Raw genomic sequence first — 24160 nt, forward strand, 5'->3', positions numbered from 1 at the left:
CCCACCGAGCGCCTCCCCCTCGGGCACGGCCCCCTCGGGCATGACCCCGCCGGACGCGGACCCGTCACGGCCGGCGGCCCCCGTACGCGTGTTCATCCTCGACGACCACGAGGTCGTACGGCGCGGAGTGCGCGACCTGCTGGAGGCCGAGGGCGACATCGAGGTGGTCGGCGAGGCCTCCACCGCCCGGGAGGCGCTGGTGCGCGTACCGGCCGCCAGGCCGCAGGTCGCCGTGCTGGACGTACGCCTCGGCGACGACCGGGGCGGCGACCACGCCGGGATCGAGGTGTGCCGGGAACTGCGCGCCCTGATGCCCGAACTCGCCTGCCTGATGCTGACGTCGTTCGACGACGACGAGGCGCTGTTCGACGCCATCATGGCGGGGGCCGCGGGCTATGTGCTCAAGCAGATCAACGGCGCCGACCTGATCACCGCCGTGCGCCGGGTCGCCTCGGGCAGCTCGATGCTCGACCCCCGGACGACCGCCCGGGTGATGGAACGGCTGCGGGGCGCCGAACAGCCCCCGGCCGAACCGTCCGAGGCCTCGGAACTGGACGGGCTCACGCCCCGGGAGAGGCAGATCCTGGACCTCATCGGCGAGGGACTCACCAACCGGGAGATCGCCGAACGCCTCTTCCTGGCCGAGAAGACCGTCAAGAACCGCATCTCGTCGATCCTCGCCAAACTGGGCGTGGGCCGCCGCATCCAGGCCGCGATGCTCGTCGGCCGGGTCAAGGACCGCCAGGGCTGACGGCCCCGCGCCGGCGAACTCCAGGGGCCCGCCGTGCCCTCCGGCCGGACGGTCCTGCGTCCCAGGGCCCCCGCGCCCCAGGGCCCGCCGCGGCCCTGGGCCGGACGGGCCCTCAGTCGTGGAGCGGCGCGCGCCAGACGATCCGGGTGCCGCCGTCCGCCGGCCGCTCCACGGCCAGCGAACCGCCGCACAGCTGTGCCCGCGTACGCATGTTGGCCAGTCCGCCGGGGCGCCCGGCCGCCGGTTCGCCGGCCGCCGGGCCCGCCCCGGCGGCGGCCACCACCCCGTCCCGGATCCCGACGCCGTTGTCGGTGACGGTCAGGGTCACCACCTCGTCGGCCGACAGCTCGATGTCGATGCGGGTGGCGCGGGCGTGGCGGGAGGCGTTGGACACCGCCTCGGCGGCCACCGCCACCAGGTGCTCGGCCAGTTCGTCCGGCACCGTGGTGTCCACCGGCCCGTCGATCCGCAGCGAGGGCTGGAACCCCAGGGCGTGCGCCGCCGTACGCGCGGTCTCCGCCATCCGGTGCCGCAGCCCGCCGCGCCCCGCCCGCTCCGCGGTCCGCAGGTCGAAGATGGTGGACCGGATGATCCGGATCGTGGTGTCCAGATCGTCCACCGCCCGGCTGACCCGCTCGGCCGCGTCCGGCCGGTCCGCGATGGCACGGGTGGTGCTCTGCAGCGTCATCCCGGTCGCGAAGAGCCGCTGGATCGCCAGGTCGTGCAGATCGCGGGCGATCCGGTCCCGGTCGTGCATGACGGCGAGCTCCTCGGACTCGGCCCGCCTGCGGGCCAGTTCCAGGGCGATGGCAGCCTGGTCGGCGAAGCCCGAGACGAGCGCGATCTCGGTGTCGTCGAACGGCGGACGGTCCACCGGCCGCCCCAGCCGCAGCGCGCCGCTCGCCCCCGTGTCGACCCGCAGCGGCACCGTCACCACCGGCCCCAGCCCCTCCTCGACGCCGCCGCCGAACGGATGGGCCCGGGGATCGGTCCGTACGTCGGCGCAGTGCATCGGCGTCCCGGTACGGGCCGCGAGCCCGGCCAGTGACCCCCGGGCCGGGACGGACAGCCCCGTGACGCGCCCGGCGTCCTTGCCGTGGGCGACCGCGACGGTCAGCCGCGCGTCGGCCGCGTCCGCGGCCCCGGTGGCGGACGGTGTCGGCAGCAGGATCGCGGCCCGGTCGGCCCCCGCCACCTCCATCGCCCGCTCGGCGATCAGATGCAGCACCTCGTCGGTGTCCGTCCCCGAGAGCAGGGCGCGGGTGATCTCGCCGAGCGCCTCCAGACGCCGCTCCCGGCGGCGGCTCTCGTCGTACATGCGGGCGTTGTCGATGGCCACCCCGGCCGCGATCGACAAGGTGGTCAGCACCGCCTCGTCGTCGGCGTCGAAGCCCGCCCCGCCCCGCTTCTCGGTGAGGTAGAGATTGCCGAAGACCTCGTCCCGGACCCGCACCGGCACCCCGAGGAAGGTGCGCATCGGCGGGTGGTGGGGCGGGAACCCGAAGCTGCGCGGATGGCTGCTGAGATCGGTGAGCCGCAGCGGTTGCGGCCGGTGGATCAGCTCACCGAGGATGCCGCGCCCGCACGGCGTCTGACCGATCTCGGCGGCCAGCTGCTCCGATATGCCGACCGGCAGGAACTCCAGCAGCTTCTGCCCGTCCCCGACGATGCCGAGCGCCCCGTACTCCGCGTCGGTCAGGGCCACCGCGGCCTCCACGATGCCGCGCAGCACCTCGGGCAGCTCCAGGCCCCGCCCCAGACTCATCACGGCGTCCAGCAGGCTGCGCATCCGGTCCGGCCGGCTCGGCTGCGGCCAGGCCGCCGGAACGGGGCAGTGCGCCCCGTGAGGGGCGGGGGAGCCGGGGGAAGGGGTCTCGCAGGGGAGGCCGGGCACCGTGGGTGCTGTCTCTGTCATCGGGGTGCCGCTCTCAGGTTCCGTGTGCCGTATGCCGGTAGGTCGTTCACCGGATCAACGCGGGGCTGGGACCGGTCCACGGCCCGTCAGCCTACGGCAGCCGCCGGCCCCGGCGGGCGGACGGTGGGGCCGGTCGGCCACCCGCGGGGCCGCCGAGTGGGGCCGGTCGTCCCGGCCGACGGTGCCCGTCGGTCCCTGGAGGGCCCCGGAAGGCGCGGCCAGCATGGTGCGGTCGGGAAGGTCCGGCCCGTCCCCCTCGTGCTCCCCCGGACCTTCCCGGCCGCTCCCCGCCGCCCTCCCCGCGGCGGGGAGCGCTCGTGGAACCGCAAGAGCTGGAGGACACGGTCCGGTGGACGCAATGGAAAAGCAGGGCAATCGAGCCGCCCCCGCACAGGGGCCCCTGCCCCCCGGCCCCGGCCTGCCGGGCCGTGCCTCCCGCGGGCGGATCGTCGTCTCGTGGCTCACCACGACCGACCACAAGCAGATCGGCACGCTGTACCTCGTCACCGCGTTCGTGTTCTTCCTCGTCGGCGGCGCGATGGCGCTCGTGATGCGTGCCGAACTCGCCCGCCCCGGCACGCAGATCATGTCCAACGAGCAGTTCAACCAGGCGTTCACCATGCACGGCTCGGTGATGCTGCTGTTGTTCGCGATGCCGCTGTTCACCGGATTCGCCAACTGGCTCATGCCGCTCCAGATCGGCGCGCCCGACGTGGCGTTCCCGCGGCTGAACATGCTGGCGTACTGGCTGTTCCTCTTCGGCTCGCTGATCGCCGCCGGGGGATTCCTCACCCCGCAGGGCGCCGCCGACTTCGGCTGGTTCGCCTACGCCCCGCTGTCCGACGCCACGCACTCACCGGGCATCGGCGCCGACATGTGGATCATGGGCGTGGCGCTCTCCGGCTTCGGGTCCATCCTCGGCGCGGTCAACTTCATCACCACCATCATCTGCATGCGCGCCCCGGGCATGACCATGTTCCGGATGTCGATCTTCACCTGGAACGTGCTGCTGACCGCCCTGCTCATCCTCCTGGTCTTCCCGGTCCTGGCCGCGGCGCTCTTCGCCCTGGAGATGGACCGGAAATTCGGCTCGCACATCTTCGACCCGGCCAACGGCGGTGCGCTGCTGTGGCAGCACCTCTTCTGGTTCTTCGGCCACCCCGAGGTCTACGTCCTGGCCCTGCCGTTCTTCGGGATCGTCTCCGAGATCGTCCCGGTCTTCTCCCGCAAGCCGATGTTCGGCTACATCGGCCTGATCAGCGCGACGATCGCCATCGCAGGCCTCTCCGTCACCGTCTGGGCCCACCACATGTACGTGACCGGCGGTGTGCTGCTGCCCTTCTTCTCCTTCATGACCTTCCTGATCGCCGTACCGACCGGGGTGAAGTTCTTCAACTGGATCGGCACGATGTGGAAGGGCTCGCTGTCCTTCGAGACTCCGATGCTGTGGACCACCGGATTCCTGATCACCTTCGTCTTCGGCGGACTGACCGGGGTCATCCTGGCGTCGCCGCCGCTCGACTTCCACGTCTCGGACTCGTACTTCGTCGTCGCGCACTTCCACTACACGCTCTTCGGCACGGTCGTGTACGCGATGTTCGCCGGATTCCACTTCTGGTGGCCGAAGTTCACCGGGAAAATGCTCGACGAGCGGCTCGGGAAGATCACGTTCTGGACCCTGACGGCCGGATTCCACCTCACCTTCCTCGTCCAGCACTGGCTGGGGGCCGAGGGAATGCCGCGCCGGTACGCCGACTACCTCGCCGCCGACGGCTTCACCGCCCTCAACACGATCTCCAGCATCGGATCGTTCCTGCTCGGACTGTCCTTCCTGCCCTTCTTCTACAACGTCTGGAAGACCAGCCAGTACGGCACGAAGGTCACCGTCGACGACCCCTGGGGCTACGGCCGCTCCCTGGAATGGGCCACCTCCTGCCCGCCGCCCCGGCACAACTTCACCTCCCTGCCCCGCATCCGCAGCGAATCCCCGGCCTTCGACCTGCACCACCCGGAGATCACCGCACTCGAAACCACCGCGTCGCACTGACCCGCCCGCCCCCGCGAGCCGTTCCCCGAGGAGTGTCGCCGATGTCCCACGGAGTACTGGCAGCAGGAGTCCTCGCGCTCCTCGCCGCCGGCAACGTCTGGTACCTGCCCGCCTACGTCGACCTGCGGGCGGGCCAGGACCGGCCGCGCTCCCGACGGCCCGCCGCGGCCGCCGTGCTGACCGGGTGGGCGACGGTCACCCTCACCCTGTTCCTGCTGCTCCTGCCCGTGGCCCCGGGGCTGGCCGTGCTCCCGGCGGTGGCCGGTGCCGCCGCCGTGGCGTGCCTGGCCGTCCGGTCCCGGCTGCTGCGGGCCCGGGAACGGCGCGAGGAGGAAGCGTGCTGGTCCGCCCTCTTCCCGGCAGGGGCGGCCGGGAGGCGGGCGACCGAGTAACGGCGGAGCGGAACCGGATGGGGCGGATTTTCGTCCGGTAACACACGCATGCGGAGGTCCGGCGCGCGTCCCGACCCCTCTCCCACCGGAAAACGTGAGATATGGGAGCGTGGGCGGGTGAGTGAGACGACGACTGAAACCCTGCAGTACCGCTTCGACGGGCCCGAGGACGCGCCGATCCTGGTCCTGGGGCCCTCCCTCGGCACCTCGTGGCACATGTGGGACCGCCAGGTGCCGGAGCTCACCCGGCACTGGAGGGTCTTCCGCTACGACCTCCCGGGCCACGGCGGCGCCCCCGCGCACCCCGCCACCGCCATCGGTGAACTCTCCGACCGGCTGATCGCCACCCTCGACGGCCTCGGCGTCCGGCGCTTCGGGTACGCGGGCTGCTCCATCGGCGGCGCGATCGGCGCCGACCTCGCGCTGCGCCACCCGAACCGGATCGCCTCGCTGGCCCTGGTCGCCGCCTCGGCCAGGTTCGGCAGCGCCGACGAGTTCCGTCAGCGCGGGGTGGTCGTCCGCACCAACGGTCTGGAGCCGATGGCGCGCAGCGCGCCGGAGCGCTGGTTCACCCCCGGGTTCGCCGCCGCCCAGGCGGCCATCGTCGACTGGGCCGTCCAGATGGTCCGCACCACCGACCCCGGCTGCTACATCGCCGCCTGCGAGGCCCTCGCCGCCTTCGACATCCGCGGCGAGCTCGGCCGCATCACCGTCCCGACCCTCGCCCTGGTCGGCTCCGAGGACCGGGTCACCGGACCGGGCGACGCCCGCACCCTGGTCGCGGGCATACCCGACGCCCGGCTCGCCCTCGTCCCCGGCGCCTCCCACCTCGCGCCGGTCGAGCAGCCCGGAGCCGTCACCGACCTCCTCCTCACCCACTTCTCCACGGCCTGGCAGGACACCCTCGCGGCCATCCCCGTCCCGCCGGACGTCCCCCGGCTCTCCGCCCCCGTGCTGCCCGTCGCGGAGATCACCGCGGCCGCCCCGCAGCCGCAGCCGCAGCCCGGAACGGCCGGCCGCCCCGACCCGTACGACGCCGGCATGAAGACGCGCCGCGAGGTGCTGGGCGACGCCCACGTGGACGCGACCGCGGCCGCCGCCGACGACTTCACCGGCGACTTCCAGGAACTGGTCACGCGCTACGCCTGGGGGGAGGTGTGGACCCGGGAGGGGCTGGACCGCCGAACCCGCAGCTGTGTCACGCTCACCGCGCTGATCGCCTCCGGTCGCATGGAGAGCCTGGCCGCCCACGTCAGGGCCGCCCTGCGCAACGGCCTCACCCCGCCCGAGATCAAGGAAGTGCTGATGCAGACCGCCGTCTACTGCGGGGTGCCCGCCGCGAACGCCGCCTTCACCATCGCCCAGGGCGTCATCCGGGAAGAAACGACGCCCCGCCCGTAGCAGGATGGGGCCCATGAACGCGGAGAACCCCACCCACCTGACCCTGACCAAGAAGACGCACTCCTGCATCCGCCTGGAGAAGGACGGGCGGACGCTCGTCATCGACCCGGGCGGCTTCTCGGAGCAGGACGCCGCCGTCGGTGCCGACGCGATCCTGGTGACGCACGAGCACCCCGACCACTTCGACGAGGGGCGGCTGCGGGCCGGCCTGGAGGCCGATCCGGCCGTCGAGGTCTGGACCCTGCGCAGCGTCGCCGAGCGGCTCTCCGCCGCCTTCCCCGGCCGCGTCCACACCGTCGGCCACGGCGACGCCTTCACCGTCGCGGGCTTCGACGTCCAGGTGCACGGCGAACTGCACGCGGTGATCCACCCGGACATCCCCCGGATCACCAACATCGGCTTCCTGGTGGACGGTTCGGTGTTCCACCCGGGCGACGCGCTCACCGTCCCCGACCGGCCGGTCGACACCCTGATGCTCCCGGTGATGGCCCCCTGGAACAAGATCTCCGAGGTCATCGACTACGTGCGCGAGGTCGGACCGCGGCGCGCCATCGACATCCACGACGCGCTGCTCACCGATCTCGCCCGCCCGATCTACGACAACCAGATCGGTGGCCTCGGCGGCGCCGACCACGGGCGGCTGGCCCCGGGGGACTCGACCGGCCTGTGACCGCCGCCGGACCGCCGCCGGACCGGCGGCTGTCGGTGGCAGCCGCTAGGTTTACCCCCATGCGCATCGCCACCTGGAACGTCAATTCGATCACCGCCCGGCTCCCGAGGCTGCTGGCCTGGCTGGAGAGCACCGGCACGGACGTGCTGTGCATCCAGGAGACCAAGTGCGCCGCCGAACAGTTCCCGGCGGACCAGCTCCGCGAACTCGGCTACGAGTCCGCGGTCAACGCCACCGGGCGGTGGAACGGCGTGGCGCTGGTCTCCCGCGTCGGCCTGTCCGACGTCGTCACGGGCCTGCCGGACGGACCCGACTACGAGGGCGTGCAGGAGCCGCGGGCCGTCTCGGCGACCTGCGGCCCGGTCCGCCTCTGGTCGGTGTACGTGCCCAACGGCCGCGAGGTCGAGCACGCGCACTACGCGTACAAGCTGCGCTGGTTCGAGGCGCTGCAGAAGGCCGTCGCCGCGGACGCGGCGGGCTCGCAGCCGTTCGCCGTGCTGGGCGACTTCAACGTGGCCCCGACCGACGAGGACGTCTGGGACCCGAAGCTGTTCGAGGGCGCCACCCATGTCACCCCCGCCGAGCGCGCCGCCCTCGCGGCCCTGCGCCAGGAGGGGCTGTCGGACGTCGTGCCGCGCCCGCTCAAGTACGACCGCCCGTACACCTTCTGGGACTACCGGGAGCTGCGCTTCCCGAAGAACAAGGGCATGCGGATCGACCTGGTCTACGGCAACGCGCCCTTCGTCGCGGCCGTCGAGGACAGCTACGTGGACCGCGAGGAGCGCAAGGGCAAGGGCGCGTCCGACCACGCGCCGGTGGTGGTGGACCTCGGCCTCTGACGCCGCCCGCCGCCCCGGTGGCGCCCCGTCCGGCGGGCGGGGCGCGGCTCCCGGGCGGCGTTGTCAGTGGTCGCCGCTAGCGTGGTTCCCGTCCTTATCCCGCTTGCTGGCTGCTTGCAGAGAACAGGACGGCCCCGCCCGTTCAGCGCCGGGCGGGGCCCACGACCCGCTCGTCAGAGCGCGGCGACCTCGTCCCGGCCGGGCCCGGCGACCCGCCGGATGCCCGGCGCCGCGGCGGTGCCCAGCGCCAGGACCATCAGCAGCGCGCTGACCCACAGCGGGGCCCGGAAGCCGAGCCCCGCGTCGATTGCCAGCCCGCCGAACCACGGCCCGAGCGCAGCGCCCACATTGAACGCGGCCGTCGCGAACGAACCGGACAGGGTCGGCGCGTCGGCCGCCAGCCGGAACACCCACGACATCAGCGCCGTCCCGGTGCCGAACGCGAGCGTCCCCTGGACCAGTACGAGCACGACCGTGGCGAGCGGACTGCCCGCGGTCAGCGCGAACCCGGCCCAGCCGACGGTCAGCGCCACCAGCCCGGCGGCGGTCCAGACGACCGGTCGCGCGTCGACGTACCGGCCGGTGGCGGTGACGCCGAGGAACGAACCCACCCCGAACAGCGCCAGCAGCACCGGCACCCAGGCGTCCCCGAGCCCGGTGACCCGGGTGGCCAGCGGTTCGAGGTAGGAGAACGCGCAGAACGTCGCCCCCTGCACCAGGGCGCTCGTCAGCAGGGTCAGCAGCAGGGGCCGCCCGGTCAGGACCCGCAGCTCGGCACTCGCCCGGACGGGGACCGGCTCCAGCCGCTTCGCCGGGATCGCCCCGGCGATGACGACGGCGGCCGGTACGCAGACCAGGGCCACGGCCCAGAACGCGGACCGCCACCCCCAGTGCCCGCCCAGCGCCGCACCGGCCGGCACCCCGGCCACGCAGGCGAGGGTGACGCCCCCGACCACCACCGAGGTGGCGCGGGCGCGGGCCTCGGGCCCGACCATGGACACCGCGGTCACCAGGGCCACGGCCCAGAAGCCCGCGTTGGCCAGCGCCCCGACGACCCGGGTCGCCAGGAGCACCCCGTAGCCGGGGGTGAGCGCACCGACCACATGGGCGGCGCCGAAGACGCAGAGGAAGAACAGCAGCGCCCGACGCCGCGGCCAGGAACGGCTGAAGAGCGCCATCAACGGCGCCCCGACGATCATCCCGATCGCGAAGGCCGAGGTGAGCAGGCCCGCGGCCGGGATGGACACCTGCAGATCGGAAGCGATGTCCGAGACCAGACCGGACAACATGAACTCGGATGTGCCCTGGGCGAAGACGGCGAGCCCGAGCGCGTAGACGGCAAATGGCATGAAGGAACCCCATGGACGGCTGATGGATGGACCGGGCAGAGGGGGTGCGGGCCGCGCCCGCCCGTCATGACGGGCGGCGACGCGGAAGAACGTCCGGGAGCACCCGGGACGTGAACCGGCGGGACGGCGGAAGCCGGGGCCGGGGAACGGGCGCCTCGTCGTATCGCGTACGGGGACGACGCCGTACGGACGTATCGCGTACCGAAGCGATGACGAGCGCGTCGGGAGAGCGCAGCCCACACCGTGGCGGTCCTGCGGCGGCAGCCGGGCGGAGACGATCCGGGGCCGGTCTCCGGCCCCGCGGGATCGATTCGACGACGGATCGGCCACCGGCGGACCGGTGGCTAGCCTCTGTCGGACTCGGGGCTGGACATGGGTGCGAAACTACCAGCCCTGACGACCGGGCTCCACCTTTTTCGGGCCGGGGCCCGGAGCGCCTGCGCGAGGGACGGACACCGGGGCCGGTCGGGTGCTCGGGCGCCGCGCCGCGCGCCCTGTGGTGCGCGCCACGCCAGGGATGCGACCCTGAGCGGTATGAACATCCCTTTCTTGGACAACTGGCGTAAGCGTCACGACGGCACACGGGGGGCGGGGCTCGCCTCCGCGGCCGCCGTCGATGCCGAGGGCGTGGCCGAGCTCCTCGCCGAGTGCGAGCTGCTGCGTGTCCGGGTGGGGCAGCGCGGGCTCCGGCTCGACGACACCCCGGCCTCGTTGGCGGCCCTCGACCAGTTGCCGCCGCGCTGGCGCGACGACCCCGAGGAGCTGCCCTGGCTGGGCAACGACGCGGGCCTGTACCTGGGGACGGTGCTGGTGCGGAACGTCTCCGGCGCGGTCTGGAGCATCAGGCCCGGCGGGCAGCCCGTCGTGCGGCTCGCCTCGGGGCGGGAGATCGACGTGGTCGAGGCGGGTCTGGACTGGGCGATCTCCGGCAGCCCCGAGCTTTCGCAGGTGTACTCGGAGTCGGCCGAGGGATAGGGATTTTCCCTACAACCGAATAAGAAGCCTTATGCACCATTTGTGCGTGTCGGTGGTGAAGTCCCTTTATGGGCTGGTTAGTTTGCGCTGACCTCGGCACAGCGAAAAGTGGGTAGGGCAGCGTATGGCCGTCGATCCGTTGATCGAGCTGCGGGACGTCAACAAGTTCTACGGACAGTTGCACGTACTGCAGGACATCAGTCTCACCGTCGGCCGCGGGGAGGTGGTGGTGGTCATCGGCCCCTCCGGCTCCGGGAAATCGACGCTCTGCAGGACCATCAACAGGCTCGAGACGATCGAGTCGGGGAGCATCACGATCGACGGCAGACCCCTCCCCGAGGAGGGCAAGGGGCTGGCCGAGCTCCGGGCCGAAGTGGGCATGGTCTTCCAGTCGTTCAACCTCTTCGCGCACAAGACCGTGCTGGCCAACGTCTCGCTCGCCCAGCTCAAGGTCCGCAAGCGGAAGAAGGACGAGGCGGACCGGCGCTCCCGCGAACTGCTGGAGCGGGTCGGGCTGGCCGCGCACGCCGACAAGTACCCCGCCCAGCTCTCCGGCGGCCAGCAGCAGCGGGTGGCCATCGCCCGCGCCCTCGCCATGGACCCCAAGGCACTGCTCTTCGACGAGCCGACCTCCGCACTCGACCCGGAGATGATCAACGAGGTGCTGGAGGTCATGCAGCAGCTCGCCCGGGACGGCATGACGATGGTCGTCGTCACGCACGAGATGGGCTTCGCCCGCTCCGCGGCCAACCGCGTGGTCTTCATGGCCGACGGGCGCATCGTCGAGGACCGCACCCCCGAGGAGTTCTTCACCGCTCCGAAGAGCGACCGCGCCAAGGACTTCCTGTCCAAGATCCTCAAGCACTGACGGGGGCTCCGTGTTGCGTACGAGAAGAGTTCTGGGCGCCCTGACCGGCCTCCTGCTGGCCGCCCTCGCCGCCGCCGGCTGCGGCAGGGAGGGCAGCCCGCCGGTGAAGGGGCCCAAGCCCGAACAACTGCCGGTGTACAAGGTCGACACCGGCTTCCGGCTCCCCGGCTCGCCGACCTGGACGAAGGCGAAGAAGCGCGGATACCTCCGGGTCGGGGCCAAGGAGGACCAGCCCTACCTGGGCGAGAAGGACCCCGCCACCGGCATCTACTCGGGCTTCGACATCGAGATCGCCAAGATGATGGCGGCCTCCCTCGGCTTCGACCCGAAGACGATCCGCTTCCGGACCATCGCCTCCGCCAACCGCGAGACGGCGCTGCAGAACGGACAGATCGACTACTACGTGGGCACCTACACCATCAACGACATGCGCAAGAAGCTCGTCGGCTTCGCCGGGCCGTACTTCATGGCCGGGCAGGGCCTCCTCGTCCGCACCGACGAGAACGACATCGACGGACCGCAGGACCTGGCCGGGAAGACGGTCTGCTCGGCCGCGGGATCGACCCCGTACCAGCGCATCGCCGCCGACTTCCCGAAGGCGGTCCTGGTTTCCTACGACACGTACTCGATCTGCGTGGACAACCTGCTGACCTACCAGGTCGACGCCGTCACCACCGACGACGCCATCCTGCTGGGCTTCGCGGCCAAGGCCCCCGACGAGATGAAGGTGGTCGGCAAGCCGTTCTCCGAGGAGCCGTACGGCATCGGGGTCCCGCGCAGCGACAACGCGTTGCGGTTCGCGCTCGACGACGCCCTGGAGGCCAACCAGAAGAACGGCAACTGGAAGAAGGCGTTCGAGGCCACGCTCGGCCTGTCCGGCGTCCCCGCGCCCACACCGCCGCCCATCGACCGCTACCCGGCGACCTGAGAGGGCGGACCACGATTATGGACGTACTCACCGAGAACTTCTCGCTCTACGGCAAGGGCTTCCTGGGCACGGTCGAACTGACCGTCTACTCCTCGATCCTGGCCCTGTTCCTCGGCTTCTTCATGGCCTCCTGCCGGGTGGCCCCCGTCGGCTCGCTCCGGGTGCTCGGCACGGTCTGGGTGACGGTGCTGCGCAACACCCCGCTGACCCTGCTCTTCTTCGCGGTCCTGCTCGGACTGCCCCGCTTCGGCCTGGTGCTCCCCTTCCAGGTCTTCGCGGTCCTCGCACTCGGCTGCTACACCTCCGCGTTCATCTGCGAGGTGCTGCGCTCGGGCATCAACACCGTGCCGACGGGACAGGGCGAGGCGGCCCGCAGCCTCGGCATGACGTTCGGCCAGACACTGAACACGGTGGTGCTGCCGCAGGCGTTCCGGTCGGTGATCCCGCCGATCGGCTCGACGCTGATCGCCCTCGCCAAGAACTCCGCGATCGCCGGCGCGTTCAGCGTCACCGAACTGCTCGGCACCTACAAGACCCTCAACGAGCTGGGCTACAGCATCATCTGGACCTTCATCTGGATCGCCGTCGGCTACCTGATCATCACCCTGTCCATCAGTGCGCTCTTCAACGTGATGGAGAAGCGCTGGGGAGTCGCCCGATGACCACCCGCACCGCACCGTCCGCCACCGCGCTCTACGACATCCCGGGTCCCGCCGCCCGCAGACGTCACCTGGTGTACGGGATCGTCTCGACGGCGCTGATCCTCGCCCTGCTCGGCTGGATCGTCCACCTGCTCATCGACACCGGGCAGTTCACCGGCGCCAAGTGGACCCCCTTCACGTACCAGGGCATCCAGGAACTGCTGCTGCGCGGACTGGGCAACACCCTCAAGGCGTTCGCGTACGCCGCGGTGCTCTCCCTGCTGCTCGGCGCGGTGCTCGCCCTCGGCCGGCTCTCCGAGCACCGGGTCGTGCGGTGGATCGCGACGCTGCTCGTCGAGTTCTTCCGGGCCATGCCCGTACTGGTGATGATCTTCTTCGTCTTCGTGGCGCTGAAGGTGCAGCCGCTGCCCGCCCTGGTCACCGGGCTGACCCTGTACAACGGCTCGGTGCTCGCCGAGGTGTTCCGCACCGGGATCAACTCGGTGGAGCGCGGCCAGCGCGAGGCCGCGTACGCCCTGGGGATGCGCAAGACGCACGTCATGACCTACGTCCTGGCCCCGCAGGCGGTGCGGGCCATGCTGCCCACCATCATCAGCCAGCTGGTCGTGGCGCTGAAGGACACCTCGCTCGGCTTCCTGATCACCTACGAGGAGTTCCTCCACGCGGGCAAGCTCATCGCCTCCAACCTCGACTACGATCTTCCCTTCATCCCCGTGGTGATGGTGATCTCACCGATCTACATCGGGATGTGCATGCTGCTCTCCTGGTTCGCGACCTGGGTGGCCGAGCGGGAGAGGCGCAATCCGAAGATGAAGGCCGTGGAGGTCGCCCCGGCCGAACCAGGAACGCTGCTGCCGGGAGTGCAGTAGCGGGGGCCCGCCGCGAGGCGGTCCCCGAGGAGCGGTGCCCCGTCGGCAGCAGCCGGTGATCACTTCTCGCGCGGGACGACGGATCCGTGCCACGGGCCCTTTCCGGGCGAGAAGAAGGTCAGCTGCGTGCCGGCCGGGCCGTGCTCGACGCAGGGCGGCCACGGCGTCGCCCGCCCCGGGGCGGTCCCCCCGGGGCGGGCGACGACGGGCGCCCGCCCCGGCGCTCCGCACCCCCGCCGTGCCCGTGGGCCGCCGGGATCGCTCCCGCCGAACCCGTGGGGCCCGCAAGGGGCCCGTTCTTCCTGCTACAGCGCGCTCTTCGCCTGCCAGTCGGCCCACGACACGTTCCACGCCCCGTAGCCGTTGCCCTCCGCGACCGTGCCCTTGGCGTCCGCACCGGTGATCTCGAACGGGTCGCCGACCCGCACCTGCCCGTACAGCGCACCGGCATCGGCGTCGCTCATCCCGATGCAGCCCGAGCTGCGGTTCGCTGCCCCGAAGTAGGCGGCGTTCCACGGCGCCGCGTGGGCGTACATCCCCGACCAGGTCAGCCGCATCGACGAGTCGACCATCTTGTCGTAGGCGTCGCCGAGGCCGACCGTCTCGGAACGCATGTTGATCGTGCCCTCCTTGGACATCAGCACGGCCGTGCCGCGCCAGGACGCCTTCTCGCCGCCGGGGGTGCCGGCCGACATGGGCACGTCCATCACGGTCTTCCCGCCCCGCTGCAACGCGAGCCGGTGGCGGTCCAGGTCGACCTTCACCACCTGCTCGTCGCCGATCGTGAAGGTGGTCCGGTAGTCGCGGACGAACCAGCCGCCCGACGGGCCCGAGTCGACACCGTTGAGATCGGCGTCGAGCGTGACCTTCGTGCCGGACTTCCAGTACTCCTTGGGCCGCCAGTCGACCCGGTCCTTGCCGGAGTAGTCCTGCAGCCAGCCCCAGGAACCCTCGGTGTTGTTCGAGGTGGAGACCTTCAGGGCCCTCTCGACCGCGGCCCGGTCCTTCACCGGGTTGTCGAAGACGATCGACAGCGGCTGGGCGATGCCGACCGTGGTGTTCTTGCCCGGGGCCAGCGTCAGCTTGTTGACCTTGTCGGCGGCCGCGGTGGTGAAGGCGGCCGTGCCGCTGCCGCCCTCGGTGTTCTTCGCCTCGACGCGGTACGCGGTGCCGGGCGCGGCCACCCGGTCCGACGTCCAGGTCCGGCCGTCGGCGGATATCCGGCCGGTGAGCGCGTCCCCTCCGTCCGCGCTCACCGCGACCGACTTCAGCTTTCCGCTGCCGAGCGTCACCTTCACCGGCTTCCCCGGGGCGGCGGCGTCGCCCCGGAGGTTCACCGAGATCTCGGCCCCGCGCGCCGCCCCGGCCGAACCACCCCCGGCCGAGTCCGACGCGGCGGCCCCGGAACAAGCGGTGAGCGTGAGACCGAGCACCGCGGTCCCGGCGGTCAGGGCGAAGCGGACCGGGCGGGCGGGAGCGGCGGTACGGCGTACGGGCCGACGTGCAGCGAACAACGGAAAAACCTCCAAAGCAGTGCTTCTCGCCGAGAGAGAGGCGATCCCGGAGGGGACAGGTTCCACGAAATGGACGGAAATCGGGAAATCGCGGTGTGAGATGGACCGCAGTGCCACAGGCCGCCCCCGGCCGCCCCACCGCCATTCGGACGGGCACCCACGCACGGGGTACCCTCCATCCCTGATCCGGACGCCCGCCCGGTCGCTCCGCCGGACGGAGCAGTGACGGCGATCGGGCCGTCAAGACGCTCGGGGGAACGGGAGACCGCGGTGGGCGGAGCCATGGACCACACCTCGGACCGGAAGCCCCGGAGGCCCCGAGCCTCCTCGGCGGTACGGGGGCGCCGGTGACGACCGCCCCGCAGGCCCCCGCCGAACGGACCGCGGAGCGCCGGTCCGGCTCGGTGCTGCGCAGCGGCGCCGTCATGGCCGCCGGCTCCGTCGTCTCCCGCGCCACCGGCTTCATACGCTCGGCGGTCGTCGTCGCCGCACTCGGCACCGGGCTCCAGGCCGACGGGTACAACGTCGCCAACACCGTGCCCAACATCCTCTACACCCTGCTCATCGGCGGCGCGCTCAACGCCGTCTTCGTCCCCGAGCTGGTGCGCGCCGCACGGAACCACCCCGACGGCGGGGCCGCGTACACCGACCGGCTGCTCACCGTCTGCACCGTCGCCCTGCTCGCCCTCACCGGCCTCACGGTCGTCGGCGCCCCGTGGATCGTCGAGGTCTACGCCCCCGGCTACCACGGCGCCCAGGCGGAGCTGACCGTGGCCCTGGCCCGCTACTGCCTGCCGCAGATCCTCTTCTACGGACTGTTCACCCTGCTCGGCCAAGTGCTCAACGCCCGCGACCGGTTCGGCGCGATGATGTGGACCCCGGTCCTCAACAACCTGGTGATCATCGCGGTGTTCGGGATCTTCCTGGGCGTCGCCACCGGTTCCGACGGCACACTGACCCCGGCCCAGGCCCAATGGCTCGGCTGGGGCACGACCGCGGGCATCGCCGTCCAGACCCTCGCCCTGGTGCCCGCCCTGCGCGCCGCGAAGTTCCGCTGGCGGCCCCGGTTCGACTGGCGGGGCAGCGGCCTCACCCGGCCGCTGCGCGCGGCCGGCTGGCTCGTCATGCTCGTGCTGACCAACCAGATCGCGTACTGGGTGGTCACCCGGCTCTCCACCACCGTCGGGCAGAGCGCCGCGGACCAGGACATGGCGGGCGGCCCCGGCTACACCGCGTACAGCTACGCCTATCAGCTGTGGGTGGTGCCGCACGGCATCGTGACCGTCTCGCTCGTCACCGCGCTGATGCCCCGGATGAGCCGCGCCGCGGCCGACCACGACCTGGCGGGGGTGCGGCGCGACGTCTCGTACGCCCTGCGCACCTCGGCGGCGGTCGTGGTGCCCGCGGCGGCCCTGCTGTTCGCGCTGGCGCCGTGGGTGATGGGCGCCGTGTACGGGTACGGGCGCACGGACGACGCGGACATCACCGTGATGGCGGGCATGCTGATGGCGTTCGCGCCCGGACTGATCGCCTACTCGGGCCAGTACGTGCTCTCCCGCGCGTTCTACGCGATGGGCGACACCCGGACCCCCTTCCTCCTCAACCTGGTGATCGCCGCGCTCAACGCCGGTCTCTCGGCCGCCGCCTACCTGTTGTTGCCGATCCGCTGGGCCGTGACGGGGATGGCCGGGGCCTACTCGGTGGCCCTGTTCGTGGGCTTCGGGATCACCGCGTACGTGCTGCGCCGCAGGGTCCCGGACCGCGCCGCACCCGGTGCGCCGCCGGTGCGCTCCACCGCGCCGGCGGCACAGGCGCGGCTGGTGGTGGCGGCCGTGCCCGCCGGACTGCTGGGGTACGCGGCGGCCCGCGCCTGCGCGTCGTACGGGGACTTCGCCGCCCTGGGCGCGGGGACCTGCGTCCTGCTGCTCACGGTGGCACTGCTGGCCCGGCCGCTGCGGCTGCGGGAGGTCGAGGCCGCGCTCGCGGCGGGGCGGAGGCGGCTGCGGCGGTCCGGGTGACGCCGGCCCGCGACGCCCCGCGGGGCGCTCCCGGAACGGTCATGGAGCATCGCGGTCCGTTACCGGCCCCCGCAACCTCGGCCGTTCGCCGGGGCCACCACCGGTGGGGGACGGGTACACCGTCGCGTGTCTCAGGTACTGCTGGGCCGCCACCTCGACCACCTGCGGCAGGATCTGGCCGAACGCCTCCATGCTGGGCACGCCCCTGGCCGCGGGGCGGCAGTGGGCGCGCCCCTGGCGCATCAAGGACGGCATGGTCCGTTCGAGCTTCCCGGTCAGTTCGGCCTCGGCCGCCATGCTCTGCCGGTCCTCGCGGCTCCACGGCACGGCCGGAGCGATCCAGGGGCGGTTCTCGGCGTCGAAGGCGGCGAGCCTCCTGCGCCGGTCCTCGTCCTGGAGGGCCCAGCGGTCGACGAGCAGGATCTCGGGGCTGCCGGGCGGCTGCTTGCTGTTTCCGTGCTCCGTCTCCTCGTCGAAGGAGGTGATGGTGGCCTGGTAGTTGAGGGAGCGCACCAGGTCCTCGGCGACATAGGCCAGGGGGCGGGTGGTGGCGGGGTGGTAGGGGTTCCAGTCCTGCGCACTGTCGCCGTAGTAGTCGGCCAGGCGCCCCTCGGGCAGGTCGCGGCGAGTGGGGGCGACCACGGTGATCCGAATGGGGCGGGGCCCGGACGCGCTGTTGCGCGGGCCGAAGGCACTGGGGGCCTGTCGGTAGTCGACCGGGCGCCCGGTGCCGATTCTGGTCGTATCGGCGACGTTGACGATGCGCCTGGCGAGCTTGTACACCGCGCGCTCGTACTCCTCGGCGAAGAGCCTGAGCTTGATGAGGCCGTAGAGCCCGTCGCTGGCGTAACGGTCCCCGAAGTCGCGGTGGTCGAACTGCAACCGCTCGGCCGGACCGGGGAGCTGGCTCGGCGGCACGGGCACCCAGAGCGCCGGGACGATCGCCTCGGCCGGCTGGTTGGAGCGGGCCCGGTGGTGGATGGCGCGCTGCGCGAAGGCGTACCACTCCTTGCCGCACATCTCACTGGCGAAGTAACGCGGCGAGAACAGCGGAACGAACACCCGGCAGGTGGCGAGCACCTCGCCGAGCCGCTCCGACCAGCCCTCGCCGGAGCGTACTTCCCGGTCCATGAACCCCGCGGGCGCGCCCGCGGGCAGATCCGTCATGGCCGCCACGTGGTCACAGAGATCCCTGAAGAGGCGTTCGACCCACATGTCGGGGTCCGTTCCACCGCCGTACCCCGGGGTGTGGGCATAGCTCAGGAAGAAGTACGGGGCCGTCGCGCGGGCGGTGCTTCCTTCGAGCACGGTCGGGGCGGAGGAGACGAGGCGCCCCGACCCACCGGCCACCGACGTCCGGACAGGGGGCCCCACTGGTTCCGAGGGGGGCTCGGCAGGCGGGAGTTCGGCGGAGGCGGCCATCGTGAGGTCGGCCGGCTCCGGTGTTCGGGCCGGGATGCCCAGCGCCAGCAGGACACCGGTCGACACCTCGCCGAAGGGCTCGGGATCCATCGCGATCCCGTCCGCCCCGGCTCCGGACACGGCGGCCCGGAAACGCGTGGGAGAGGCGGATTCACTCCTGACGAAACGGACCACGGCGCTGTGCAGGAGCCGGGCGTCCCGGGCGCCGAGCCTGGGCATGAGCTGCTCACGCGTGCCGTCCCGGAAGCGCAGTACGGGATGGCCGCCCGCCCGGGCGGCCTCGGTGATGGTGACGAGACCGCCGACGACGAACTCGGCCAGGTCGGAGGGCGTCGCCTCCGGGACCAGGTTCTGCTGGACGACCCGGAGCACATCGACGCTCACCTGCGGGTACAGCGAGCACAGCACGGCCAGCCGGACCGCGGCCGCGGACGCGCGGTGCAGATAGGCGTCCGTCAGGGACCGGCCGCTGCGCGGTCCCTCCTCGTCCTGTTCCACCAGCTGGTCGACGAGACCCGGCGCGGGCAGGAGCAGGGCTTCGCAGCCGGCGGGGTCCGAGAGCATGAGGGAGCGGGCCCAGCCGCCGATCGAGTGGGGCGACAGGGAGCTCACGGGGACCGGCAGCCAGTCCCGGTCGGTGGTGCCGGGAAACGCCTGGTTCATCAGGAGCGTGGTGACGAACCGCAGCCGGGCGTTGTGCGCGCCGGGCGTCCCGGGCGGGACCACGCGGACGGCCGGCAGGCTCATGCCCGTCTGCCGCCAGATCTTCGACGGCAACGGGTTGAGCAGGACGGTGGGCATGGCGGCGGCCCATGTGCGGAGCTGGTTCCACTGGGAGCCGTCGCGCCACGCGGCCGACGCCCAGTCGGAGAGGACGAGCATCAGCCGCCGCGACGCGACGGACCTTCCGCCACCCTCCACGACGCGCTGCCCCAGCGGGCCGTGCAGGGCCGGTGTGCTCCCCGGCGCCCCGTCCAAGTGGAGCTCACGGACCCGCAGGGTGCGGAACACACCGGTGCGGGCCAGCAGACGCACCAGTTCGTCGGCCGTGCCCGCCCACACCGCCATGGTGGGGGAACGGTCGATGACCACGGTCGCGTCGAACCAGCGCTCCGGTTCGCCGGAGAACACCGGGGTGAGTTCGCCGGCGCGCGCGTAGTCGGCCACCGTCGCCGGGATGTCCAGTCGCTGCCTGCGCCCCCGCGGCCATGGCCGCTTCAATGGTTTCAGGGCCCGGGCCAGTTCCCGGCCGTGCGGCAGTGTGCTGTCGCGGGGCAGTGACACCCCGACCGCTCCCGGGCCCGGCGCACCGTCCTTCCAGGGCGTGTGCAGCGGGCTCCGCCGCGCGGCCCCGTCCGTCTCCGCCGACTGCCCGGCGTCCGCCGTCCGGGCGTCCGGCTCCTCCCGGCTCTCGGTGTCGCGGGTCCGCGGACCGTCGCTGTCGCCCCGGGCGGCGAGCCAGAGCAGCTCGGCGATCGACACCGCGTCGAGGTCCCTGCCCAGACCGAGCAGCGAGTCGACGACGGCACCCAGCCCGTCGGTCCGGTCAGGCACCGGACAGGTTCTTCATCAGCAGCCCGATGAGCGCGCCGCGCTCCGACGCCGCCACCTTCGCCGGCCCGTCCAGCAGATGGAGGGTACTGAGCAACTGGTCGATCGCGACTCGCTCGCCGTCGCCCACCCGGCGCACGAAGTCGTCGACGAGATCGGCGAGCGGACCCGACCCGGGCACGTCGAGCCGCAGGTGCCTGCGCACGATCTCCCGGACGAGCTCCGGTGTGGGGCGGGGCATCGTGTAGCGCAGGCACCGCCGCAGGAACGGCGCGGGCAGCTCCTGCTCCCCGTTGCTCGTCATCACGATGAAGGGAAACTCGGTGCACTGCACATGGCCGTTGCGCACGGGGTACGCGGCGTCCCCGCCGAACATGCGCAGATGGGCGAGGTCCTGTCCCTCGCGGCGCAGTTCCTCGATGCGGAACTCGCCGCGTTCCAGCACGTCGAGCAGGTCCCCGGGAAGATCCAGATCGGCCTTGTCGATCTCGTCGATGAGCAGGGCTCGCGGCCGGTCCGACGGCAGCAGCGCCGTTCCCAGCGGCCCCAGGGTCATGAACGCCGCGATGTCGTCGGTGCCGACGTCCCGCTCACCGGCGCGCGCCCGCTCCTGCTGCAGCCGGTGGGCGTGGATGCGCCCGAGGGCGTCGTAGTGGTACAGCGCGTCCCCGAGCGTGCTGCGCGAGGTCACGTGCCAGCGCAGTACGGGGCCCAGCGCGAGCTCCGCCGCGACCTGTTCGATCACGGTGGACTTGCCCGTGCCCGGACTGCCCGTGATCAGCAGGGGCCGGCGCAGGGCGAGGGCCGCGTTGACCGCGGGGACGAGCCCCTCCGGCGGTTCGAACAGCCCTGGGGACGGCACCCGGGGGAAGGTCCGCCACGGCGGCGGGTCGGGCAGCCGGGTGTCGTGCCGCACCTCTCCGTCGCCTCGGTAGTACGGGTTCCACGTCATGAGGTTTCCTCGATCGTGTTCTGGACGGGGGGAACGGTGGTTCGCACGAGCCGGCAGAACCTCAGCCATGCCCGGTCGTCCCAGACCGCGCGCAGATCGGCGAGGTGGTCGGCGCACTCGCCGCGCCATCGCCGCTGGTAGGCGTGGCCGAGCCCTTCCGGCATGGTCAGCCACTGCGGCTCCAGGCAGTGGTGCCGGTCGACGGGGAACCCCTCCGTTCCCTGGGGCCACAGCAGTACCGGGGTGTAGGAGAGGAGGATTTCCATCAACTGGTCGTCCAGTCCGGTGTGGTGCGTCAGGCCGATGGCCCGCCGGTACAGGCCGTCCCGCAACTTGCCCTGCAACGGCGGCCGTTCGGCCGTGTCGGAGACGTCTAGCCAGTCGACGGGCACTCCGGTGCAGGCGGCGATCTCCTCCCACCGCTCGTTCACCGCGCCCTGGATCCGTCGCAGCAGGGGATCGGGGGCGAGCCGACGGCTCCAGTGCAGCACGACGTCGTACTGCACCCCGAAACGCAGGCCCCGGCCGGCCTCCTCCGGGCGCCACTCCAGCAGTACACCGCTCGGCACCGCGACATCGAGCCACCTCAGCCGCAGCCCAAGCGCCTCCGCATGATCCTCCGCCCAGACGGCCGCCTCCTCGACCGCGGCCTCCGCACCCGCCCGGTCCACCGTGGGGCAGTCGAAGTCCTGCCGTTCGAGCAGTTCCCCGTCCCGGAGCAGCCACGCGCTCACGGCTTCCGGCCAGCCACCCGTCAGCGAGGAGTCGAGGCTGACGGCGAGCCTCAGCTGCTGGTCCTCCCGGTCGTCGAGGACCTTCGCCACGGCGTCGTTGAGTTCCTGCTGGGCGTCCACGGACCGCGCCCACGCGTGCAGTTCCGAAGAGGTCAGGTCCTTGCCCGAGGCGAGGGCGAGGCGCACCACGAACTCGGCGACCGAAGGTTTGCCGTTGCTCCGGGTCACCGCGTGGTCGAAGACCAGCCGGTCCAGGATCGCGATGTCGGTGAACTCGGGCAACGGGGAGGACAGCGCGCGGTGTTCCGATACCAGCAGGGCCCGCAGGGCCTGACGCAGCCGGGCCGTCGTCAGCTCGCCACCGATCCAGCCGCGGAGGAACCCGACGGTCCGCAGTGCGGTGAGGGCGAAGAGCACAACCTCCCTGGCCCGGTCACGGGCCGGGGAGGGGGGAAGAGCGCTGAGCGCCTTCAGGAGGTCGAGCGCGGACTGCACGTCGTGCGGCACGTGCGGGACGGACACGGTGGCGGGCAGTGCGCCGAACGCCTCGGTGAGGTCCTCGTGCGCCAGCCGCCCGAGGAGCCCACCGGGGTCGGCGTCGCGGTCCTGCGTGTTGCGGGTGACCCAGACGCGCCCCGTCGCGAAGGGGTCGCCGTCGTGCTGGAAGACCGTCACATCCTGCCCGACGACCGATTCGCGCAGCGCCCGCTGCACGTCGTCCACCCCCAGCAAAGGGCCCGCCCCGGGCACGCCCTTCCTGATCAGCTCAGTGAGCGCCCGGGAGAACGAGAGGTCGACCGCCTGCTGGGTGAGCGACGCGGACATCAGCACGGCGAGTCGGCTGCGCCCGTTGCCGGCACCGCCCGTGAGGTCCTGGCCCGGGGGTGTCGCACCGGCGGCGTGGCAGGTGTCGACGATGCCGAGCACGCTGGGGATGCCGGGCCTGTTCGCGGCAGCGGCGAGGAGTTCGCCCACGTTGACCGCCCGTTCGGGCGCGTCCTCGACGGAGTCGGCGCCCATCAGGTACAGCGTGTGCGTGCTTCCGGGCACGAATCCGTGCCCCAGCAGGACGAGGACGAGTGAGGCACCCCGGTCCTCGGCATGGCTGATCGCCGCACCGATCAGCGTCCGGATCCAGTTGCTCGTCAGCCGCTCGTCGACGACCAGGGAACGTCCGTCGGGGAGCCCCGGAGCACAGTCCCCCATGTCCGGGTCGGCCAGCGCGGCATGCAACGCCGAGGCCGCCTCCCCGAGGCGGGTGAGATGCCGCATCGACGCGCACTGGGGTGCCACGACGAGAAGGTGACGCGGGGGCTCCTCACTCATGGGGCGCGGACAAGAGGGCTTCCGCGACGGGGCCCGCGACGGCGGCCTGGGCCAGGTACTTCCCGGCGGAATGGACCCAGATCCCGTCCGAGTCGATCCGGCTGCTGCGGGGAAGCACCCCGGCCGCGTTGGCCGCCACATCGCGTTCGAGCAGGGGGCGGATGGCGATGATGTCGTCCTTGTCCCAGAAGTTCAGCCATCGTTCGACGCGCTCGGGTGTGCGCGGCGGCTGCGGCAGGAGCCTGGGCCGGACGACCGTACGCGTCGAGAGCGGTGACCCGAGCGTGACGAGGAGGGGAGTGGCCGCCCGGTGCTCGTGCAGTGCCTCCAGTGCGACGACGGTCCCCAGGGAGTGCGCCACCACCACCGCCGGGGCGTCCCCGAGCGCCTCGTGCAGACGGTTGCGTACGCGGCGGTCGAGGGTCAGCCCGGACGCGTCCTTCTCCCCGCGCGCCAGATAGCGCGACACCTGGGCGAGGTCCCTGACCATCAGCTTGGGAGTCGCCCAGCGCGCGACACCGCTCCACGGCTTGAGCGCCATCAGGGTGGTCGCCACGTTCAGTGCCCTGCGCAGTGCCGACAGGCTTCCCTGGGCCTGGCCGGACGTGCCGGCCTCGGCACGGGCGTGGGCCAGGATCCGTTCCCGGTTGCGCCAGGCACCGTCATGGGGCGCCCCGGTGGCGGAGTGCTCGGCCGCGAGGGTGGTCACCAGCTCGACGAGGAGGTCTTCGAGGATCTCGCCCGCGTCGCCCTCGGCCGTCGTCCCGCCGCCGCCCTGGGCCTCGGGGGGCGAGAAGAGATCGGCGTAGGAGGCGAAGACACAACGGTCCGCGTCCGTGGTGGTCAGCCGCTCGGCGAGTGCCGTGTGCCCGGCTGCCCGCATCCCGTCCGCCAGCGCGCCCGCCCATTCGGCCAGTTCGCGTTCGGCATCCCGGGGCCCGCCTATTCCGTGCACGAAAACCAACCGCGGCACCAAG

Annotated in this window: 19 protein-coding genes and 1 pseudogene; 12 read left to right on the forward strand and 8 right to left on the reverse strand. The window is 72.2% G+C overall.

The features are described 5' to 3' along the window. Positions 1 to 40 precede the first annotated feature (40 nt). Positions 41 to 751 (forward strand): response regulator transcription factor, encoded by a 711-nt coding sequence (locus OCT49_RS29230; RefSeq protein ID WP_283855982.1) that lies wholly within the window; start codon positions 41 to 43, stop codon positions 749 to 751. A gap of 112 nt (positions 752 to 863) precedes the next feature. On the opposite strand, the gene OCT49_RS29235 is transcribed toward OCT49_RS29230, so the two are convergent. Then, the gene (locus OCT49_RS29235; protein WP_283855983.1) at positions 864 to 2540 is read right to left on the reverse strand and encodes a sensor histidine kinase; all 1677 of its coding nucleotides are present in this window, start codon (positions 2538 to 2540) and stop codon (positions 864 to 866) included. A gap of 484 nt (positions 2541 to 3024) precedes the next feature. Between OCT49_RS29235 and ctaD the strand changes: the two genes are divergently transcribed. From ctaD to OCT49_RS29260, 5 genes are all read left to right on the forward strand, one after another. Further along, complete coding sequence (gene ctaD / locus OCT49_RS29240) at positions 3025 to 4713, forward strand: aa3-type cytochrome oxidase subunit I (protein ID WP_283855984.1); 1689 nt, start codon at positions 3025 to 3027, stop codon at positions 4711 to 4713. A gap of 41 nt (positions 4714 to 4754) precedes the next feature. After that, on the forward strand, positions 4755 to 5105 hold the full coding sequence (locus OCT49_RS29245; protein WP_283854792.1) for a hypothetical protein: 351 nt from the start codon (positions 4755 to 4757) through the stop codon (positions 5103 to 5105). A 117-nt stretch (positions 5106 to 5222) separates the two neighbouring features. Beyond that, positions 5223 to 6506, forward strand: a complete 1284-nt coding sequence (gene pcaDC, locus OCT49_RS29250) for a bifunctional 3-oxoadipate enol-lactonase/4-carboxymuconolactone decarboxylase PcaDC (protein WP_283854793.1) — start codon at positions 5223 to 5225, stop codon at positions 6504 to 6506. 13 nt (positions 6507 to 6519) lie between these two features. Then, positions 6520 to 7176: an MBL fold metallo-hydrolase gene (locus OCT49_RS29255; protein WP_283854794.1), complete on the forward strand. Its 657-nt coding sequence runs from the start codon at positions 6520 to 6522 to the stop codon at positions 7174 to 7176. A 59-nt stretch (positions 7177 to 7235) separates the two neighbouring features. Then, entirely contained in the window at positions 7236 to 8015 is a 780-nt protein-coding gene (locus tag OCT49_RS29260) for an exodeoxyribonuclease III (RefSeq protein ID WP_283854795.1), read from the forward strand. Positions 8016 to 8188: 173 nt separating this feature from the next. Here the strand turns inward: OCT49_RS29260 and OCT49_RS29265 are convergent, their stop codons facing one another. Next, a complete protein-coding gene (locus OCT49_RS29265; RefSeq protein WP_283854796.1) occupies positions 8189 to 9364 on the reverse strand; it encodes a Cmx/CmrA family chloramphenicol efflux MFS transporter in 1176 nt (391 codons plus the stop codon). Between the two features lie 534 nt (positions 9365 to 9898). Between OCT49_RS29265 and OCT49_RS29270 the strand changes: the two genes are divergently transcribed. The 5 genes from OCT49_RS29270 to OCT49_RS29290 all read left to right on the forward strand — a co-directional run bounded on the left by OCT49_RS29270 (position 9899) and on the right by OCT49_RS29290 (position 13666). Continuing rightward, the gene (locus tag OCT49_RS29270) at positions 9899 to 10339 is read left to right on the forward strand and encodes a DUF6278 family protein (protein WP_283854797.1); all 441 of its coding nucleotides are present in this window, start codon (positions 9899 to 9901) and stop codon (positions 10337 to 10339) included. A 124-nt stretch (positions 10340 to 10463) separates the two neighbouring features. Further along, positions 10464 to 11207, forward strand: a complete 744-nt coding sequence (locus tag OCT49_RS29275; protein WP_283854798.1) for an amino acid ABC transporter ATP-binding protein — start codon at positions 10464 to 10466, stop codon at positions 11205 to 11207. A gap of 10 nt (positions 11208 to 11217) precedes the next feature. Next, positions 11218 to 12135: a glutamate ABC transporter substrate-binding protein gene (locus tag OCT49_RS29280; protein WP_391723258.1), complete on the forward strand. Its 918-nt coding sequence runs from the start codon at positions 11218 to 11220 to the stop codon at positions 12133 to 12135. A 17-nt stretch (positions 12136 to 12152) separates the two neighbouring features. Beyond that, the gene (locus tag OCT49_RS29285; RefSeq protein ID WP_283854799.1) at positions 12153 to 12797 is read left to right on the forward strand and encodes an amino acid ABC transporter permease; all 645 of its coding nucleotides are present in this window, start codon (positions 12153 to 12155) and stop codon (positions 12795 to 12797) included. After that, positions 12794 to 13666, forward strand: a complete 873-nt coding sequence (locus tag OCT49_RS29290) for an amino acid ABC transporter permease (RefSeq protein ID WP_283854800.1) — start codon at positions 12794 to 12796, stop codon at positions 13664 to 13666. The genes OCT49_RS29285 and OCT49_RS29290 overlap by 4 nt, the downstream gene beginning before the upstream one ends. 305 nt (positions 13667 to 13971) lie before the next feature. On the opposite strand, the gene OCT49_RS29295 is transcribed toward OCT49_RS29290, so the two are convergent. Further along, a complete protein-coding gene (locus OCT49_RS29295; RefSeq protein ID WP_283854801.1) occupies positions 13972 to 15180 on the reverse strand; it encodes a L,D-transpeptidase in 1209 nt (402 codons plus the stop codon). A gap of 347 nt (positions 15181 to 15527) precedes the next feature. Here OCT49_RS29295 and murJ point away from each other — a divergent pair, with 347 nt between their 5' ends. Then, positions 15528 to 17198, forward strand: a complete 1671-nt coding sequence (murJ, locus tag OCT49_RS29300) for a murein biosynthesis integral membrane protein MurJ (protein WP_283854802.1) — start codon at positions 15528 to 15530, stop codon at positions 17196 to 17198. Between the two features lie 39 nt (positions 17199 to 17237). Here murJ and OCT49_RS29305 read toward each other — a convergent pair whose 3' ends face one another. The 5 genes and pseudogenes from OCT49_RS29305 to OCT49_RS29325 form a co-directional block, all read right to left on the reverse strand. After that, positions 17238 to 18506, reverse strand: coding sequence for a TIR-like protein FxsC (locus OCT49_RS29305; protein WP_283855986.1), 1269 nt, complete (start codon positions 18504 to 18506; stop codon positions 17238 to 17240). Between the two features lie 276 nt (positions 18507 to 18782). Continuing rightward, positions 18783 to 20174 (reverse strand): annotated as a pseudogene (locus OCT49_RS29310) (SAV_2336 N-terminal domain-related protein); the annotation flags it as partial. Then, on the reverse strand, positions 20167 to 21123 hold the full coding sequence (locus tag OCT49_RS29315; protein ID WP_283854803.1) for an AAA family ATPase: 957 nt from the start codon (positions 21121 to 21123) through the stop codon (positions 20167 to 20169). The gene OCT49_RS29315 and the pseudogene OCT49_RS29310, both read right to left, overlap by 8 nt. Continuing rightward, positions 21120 to 23150 (reverse strand): vWA-MoxR associated conflict system protein, encoded by a 2031-nt coding sequence (locus OCT49_RS29320; protein WP_283854804.1) that lies wholly within the window; start codon positions 23148 to 23150, stop codon positions 21120 to 21122. The genes OCT49_RS29315 and OCT49_RS29320 overlap by 4 nt, the downstream gene beginning before the upstream one ends. 25 nt (positions 23151 to 23175) lie before the next feature. After that, on the reverse strand, positions 23176 to 24156 hold the full coding sequence (locus OCT49_RS29325) for an alpha/beta hydrolase family protein (RefSeq protein WP_349632809.1): 981 nt from the start codon (positions 24154 to 24156) through the stop codon (positions 23176 to 23178). Between the last annotated feature and the right edge of the window lie 4 nt (positions 24157 to 24160).

This window comes from Streptomyces sp. ML-6, assembly GCF_030116705.1.
Lineage (GTDB): Bacteria > Actinomycetota > Actinomycetes > Streptomycetales > Streptomycetaceae > Streptomyces.

Excerpts from the sequence above, each read along its gene's own strand:
- OCT49_RS29255 (WP_283854794.1), top strand. The coding sequence starts at position 6,520 with ATGAACGCGGAGAACCCCACCCACCTGACCCTGACCAAGAAGACGCAC.
- ctaD (WP_283855984.1), top strand. The coding sequence starts at position 3,025 with ATGGAAAAGCAGGGCAATCGAGCCGCCCCCGCACAGGGGCCCCTGCCC.
- OCT49_RS29285 (WP_283854799.1), top strand. The coding sequence starts at position 12,153 with ATGGACGTACTCACCGAGAACTTCTCGCTCTACGGCAAGGGCTTCCTG.
- OCT49_RS29275 (WP_283854798.1), top strand. The coding sequence starts at position 10,464 with ATGGCCGTCGATCCGTTGATCGAGCTGCGGGACGTCAACAAGTTCTAC.
- OCT49_RS29315 (WP_283854803.1), bottom strand. The coding sequence starts at position 21,123 with ATGACGTGGAACCCGTACTACCGAGGCGACGGAGAGGTGCGGCACGAC.
- OCT49_RS29260 (WP_283854795.1), top strand. The coding sequence starts at position 7,236 with ATGCGCATCGCCACCTGGAACGTCAATTCGATCACCGCCCGGCTCCCG.
- OCT49_RS29290 (WP_283854800.1), top strand. The coding sequence starts at position 12,794 with ATGACCACCCGCACCGCACCGTCCGCCACCGCGCTCTACGACATCCCG.
- OCT49_RS29235 (WP_283855983.1), bottom strand. The coding sequence starts at position 2,540 with ATGCGCAGCCTGCTGGACGCCGTGATGAGTCTGGGGCGGGGCCTGGAG.
- OCT49_RS29270 (WP_283854797.1), top strand. The coding sequence starts at position 9,899 with ATGAACATCCCTTTCTTGGACAACTGGCGTAAGCGTCACGACGGCACA.
- OCT49_RS29245 (WP_283854792.1), top strand. The coding sequence starts at position 4,755 with ATGTCCCACGGAGTACTGGCAGCAGGAGTCCTCGCGCTCCTCGCCGCC.
- OCT49_RS29230 (WP_283855982.1), top strand. The coding sequence starts at position 41 with ATGACCCCGCCGGACGCGGACCCGTCACGGCCGGCGGCCCCCGTACGC.
- OCT49_RS29265 (WP_283854796.1), bottom strand. The coding sequence starts at position 9,364 with ATGCCATTTGCCGTCTACGCGCTCGGGCTCGCCGTCTTCGCCCAGGGC.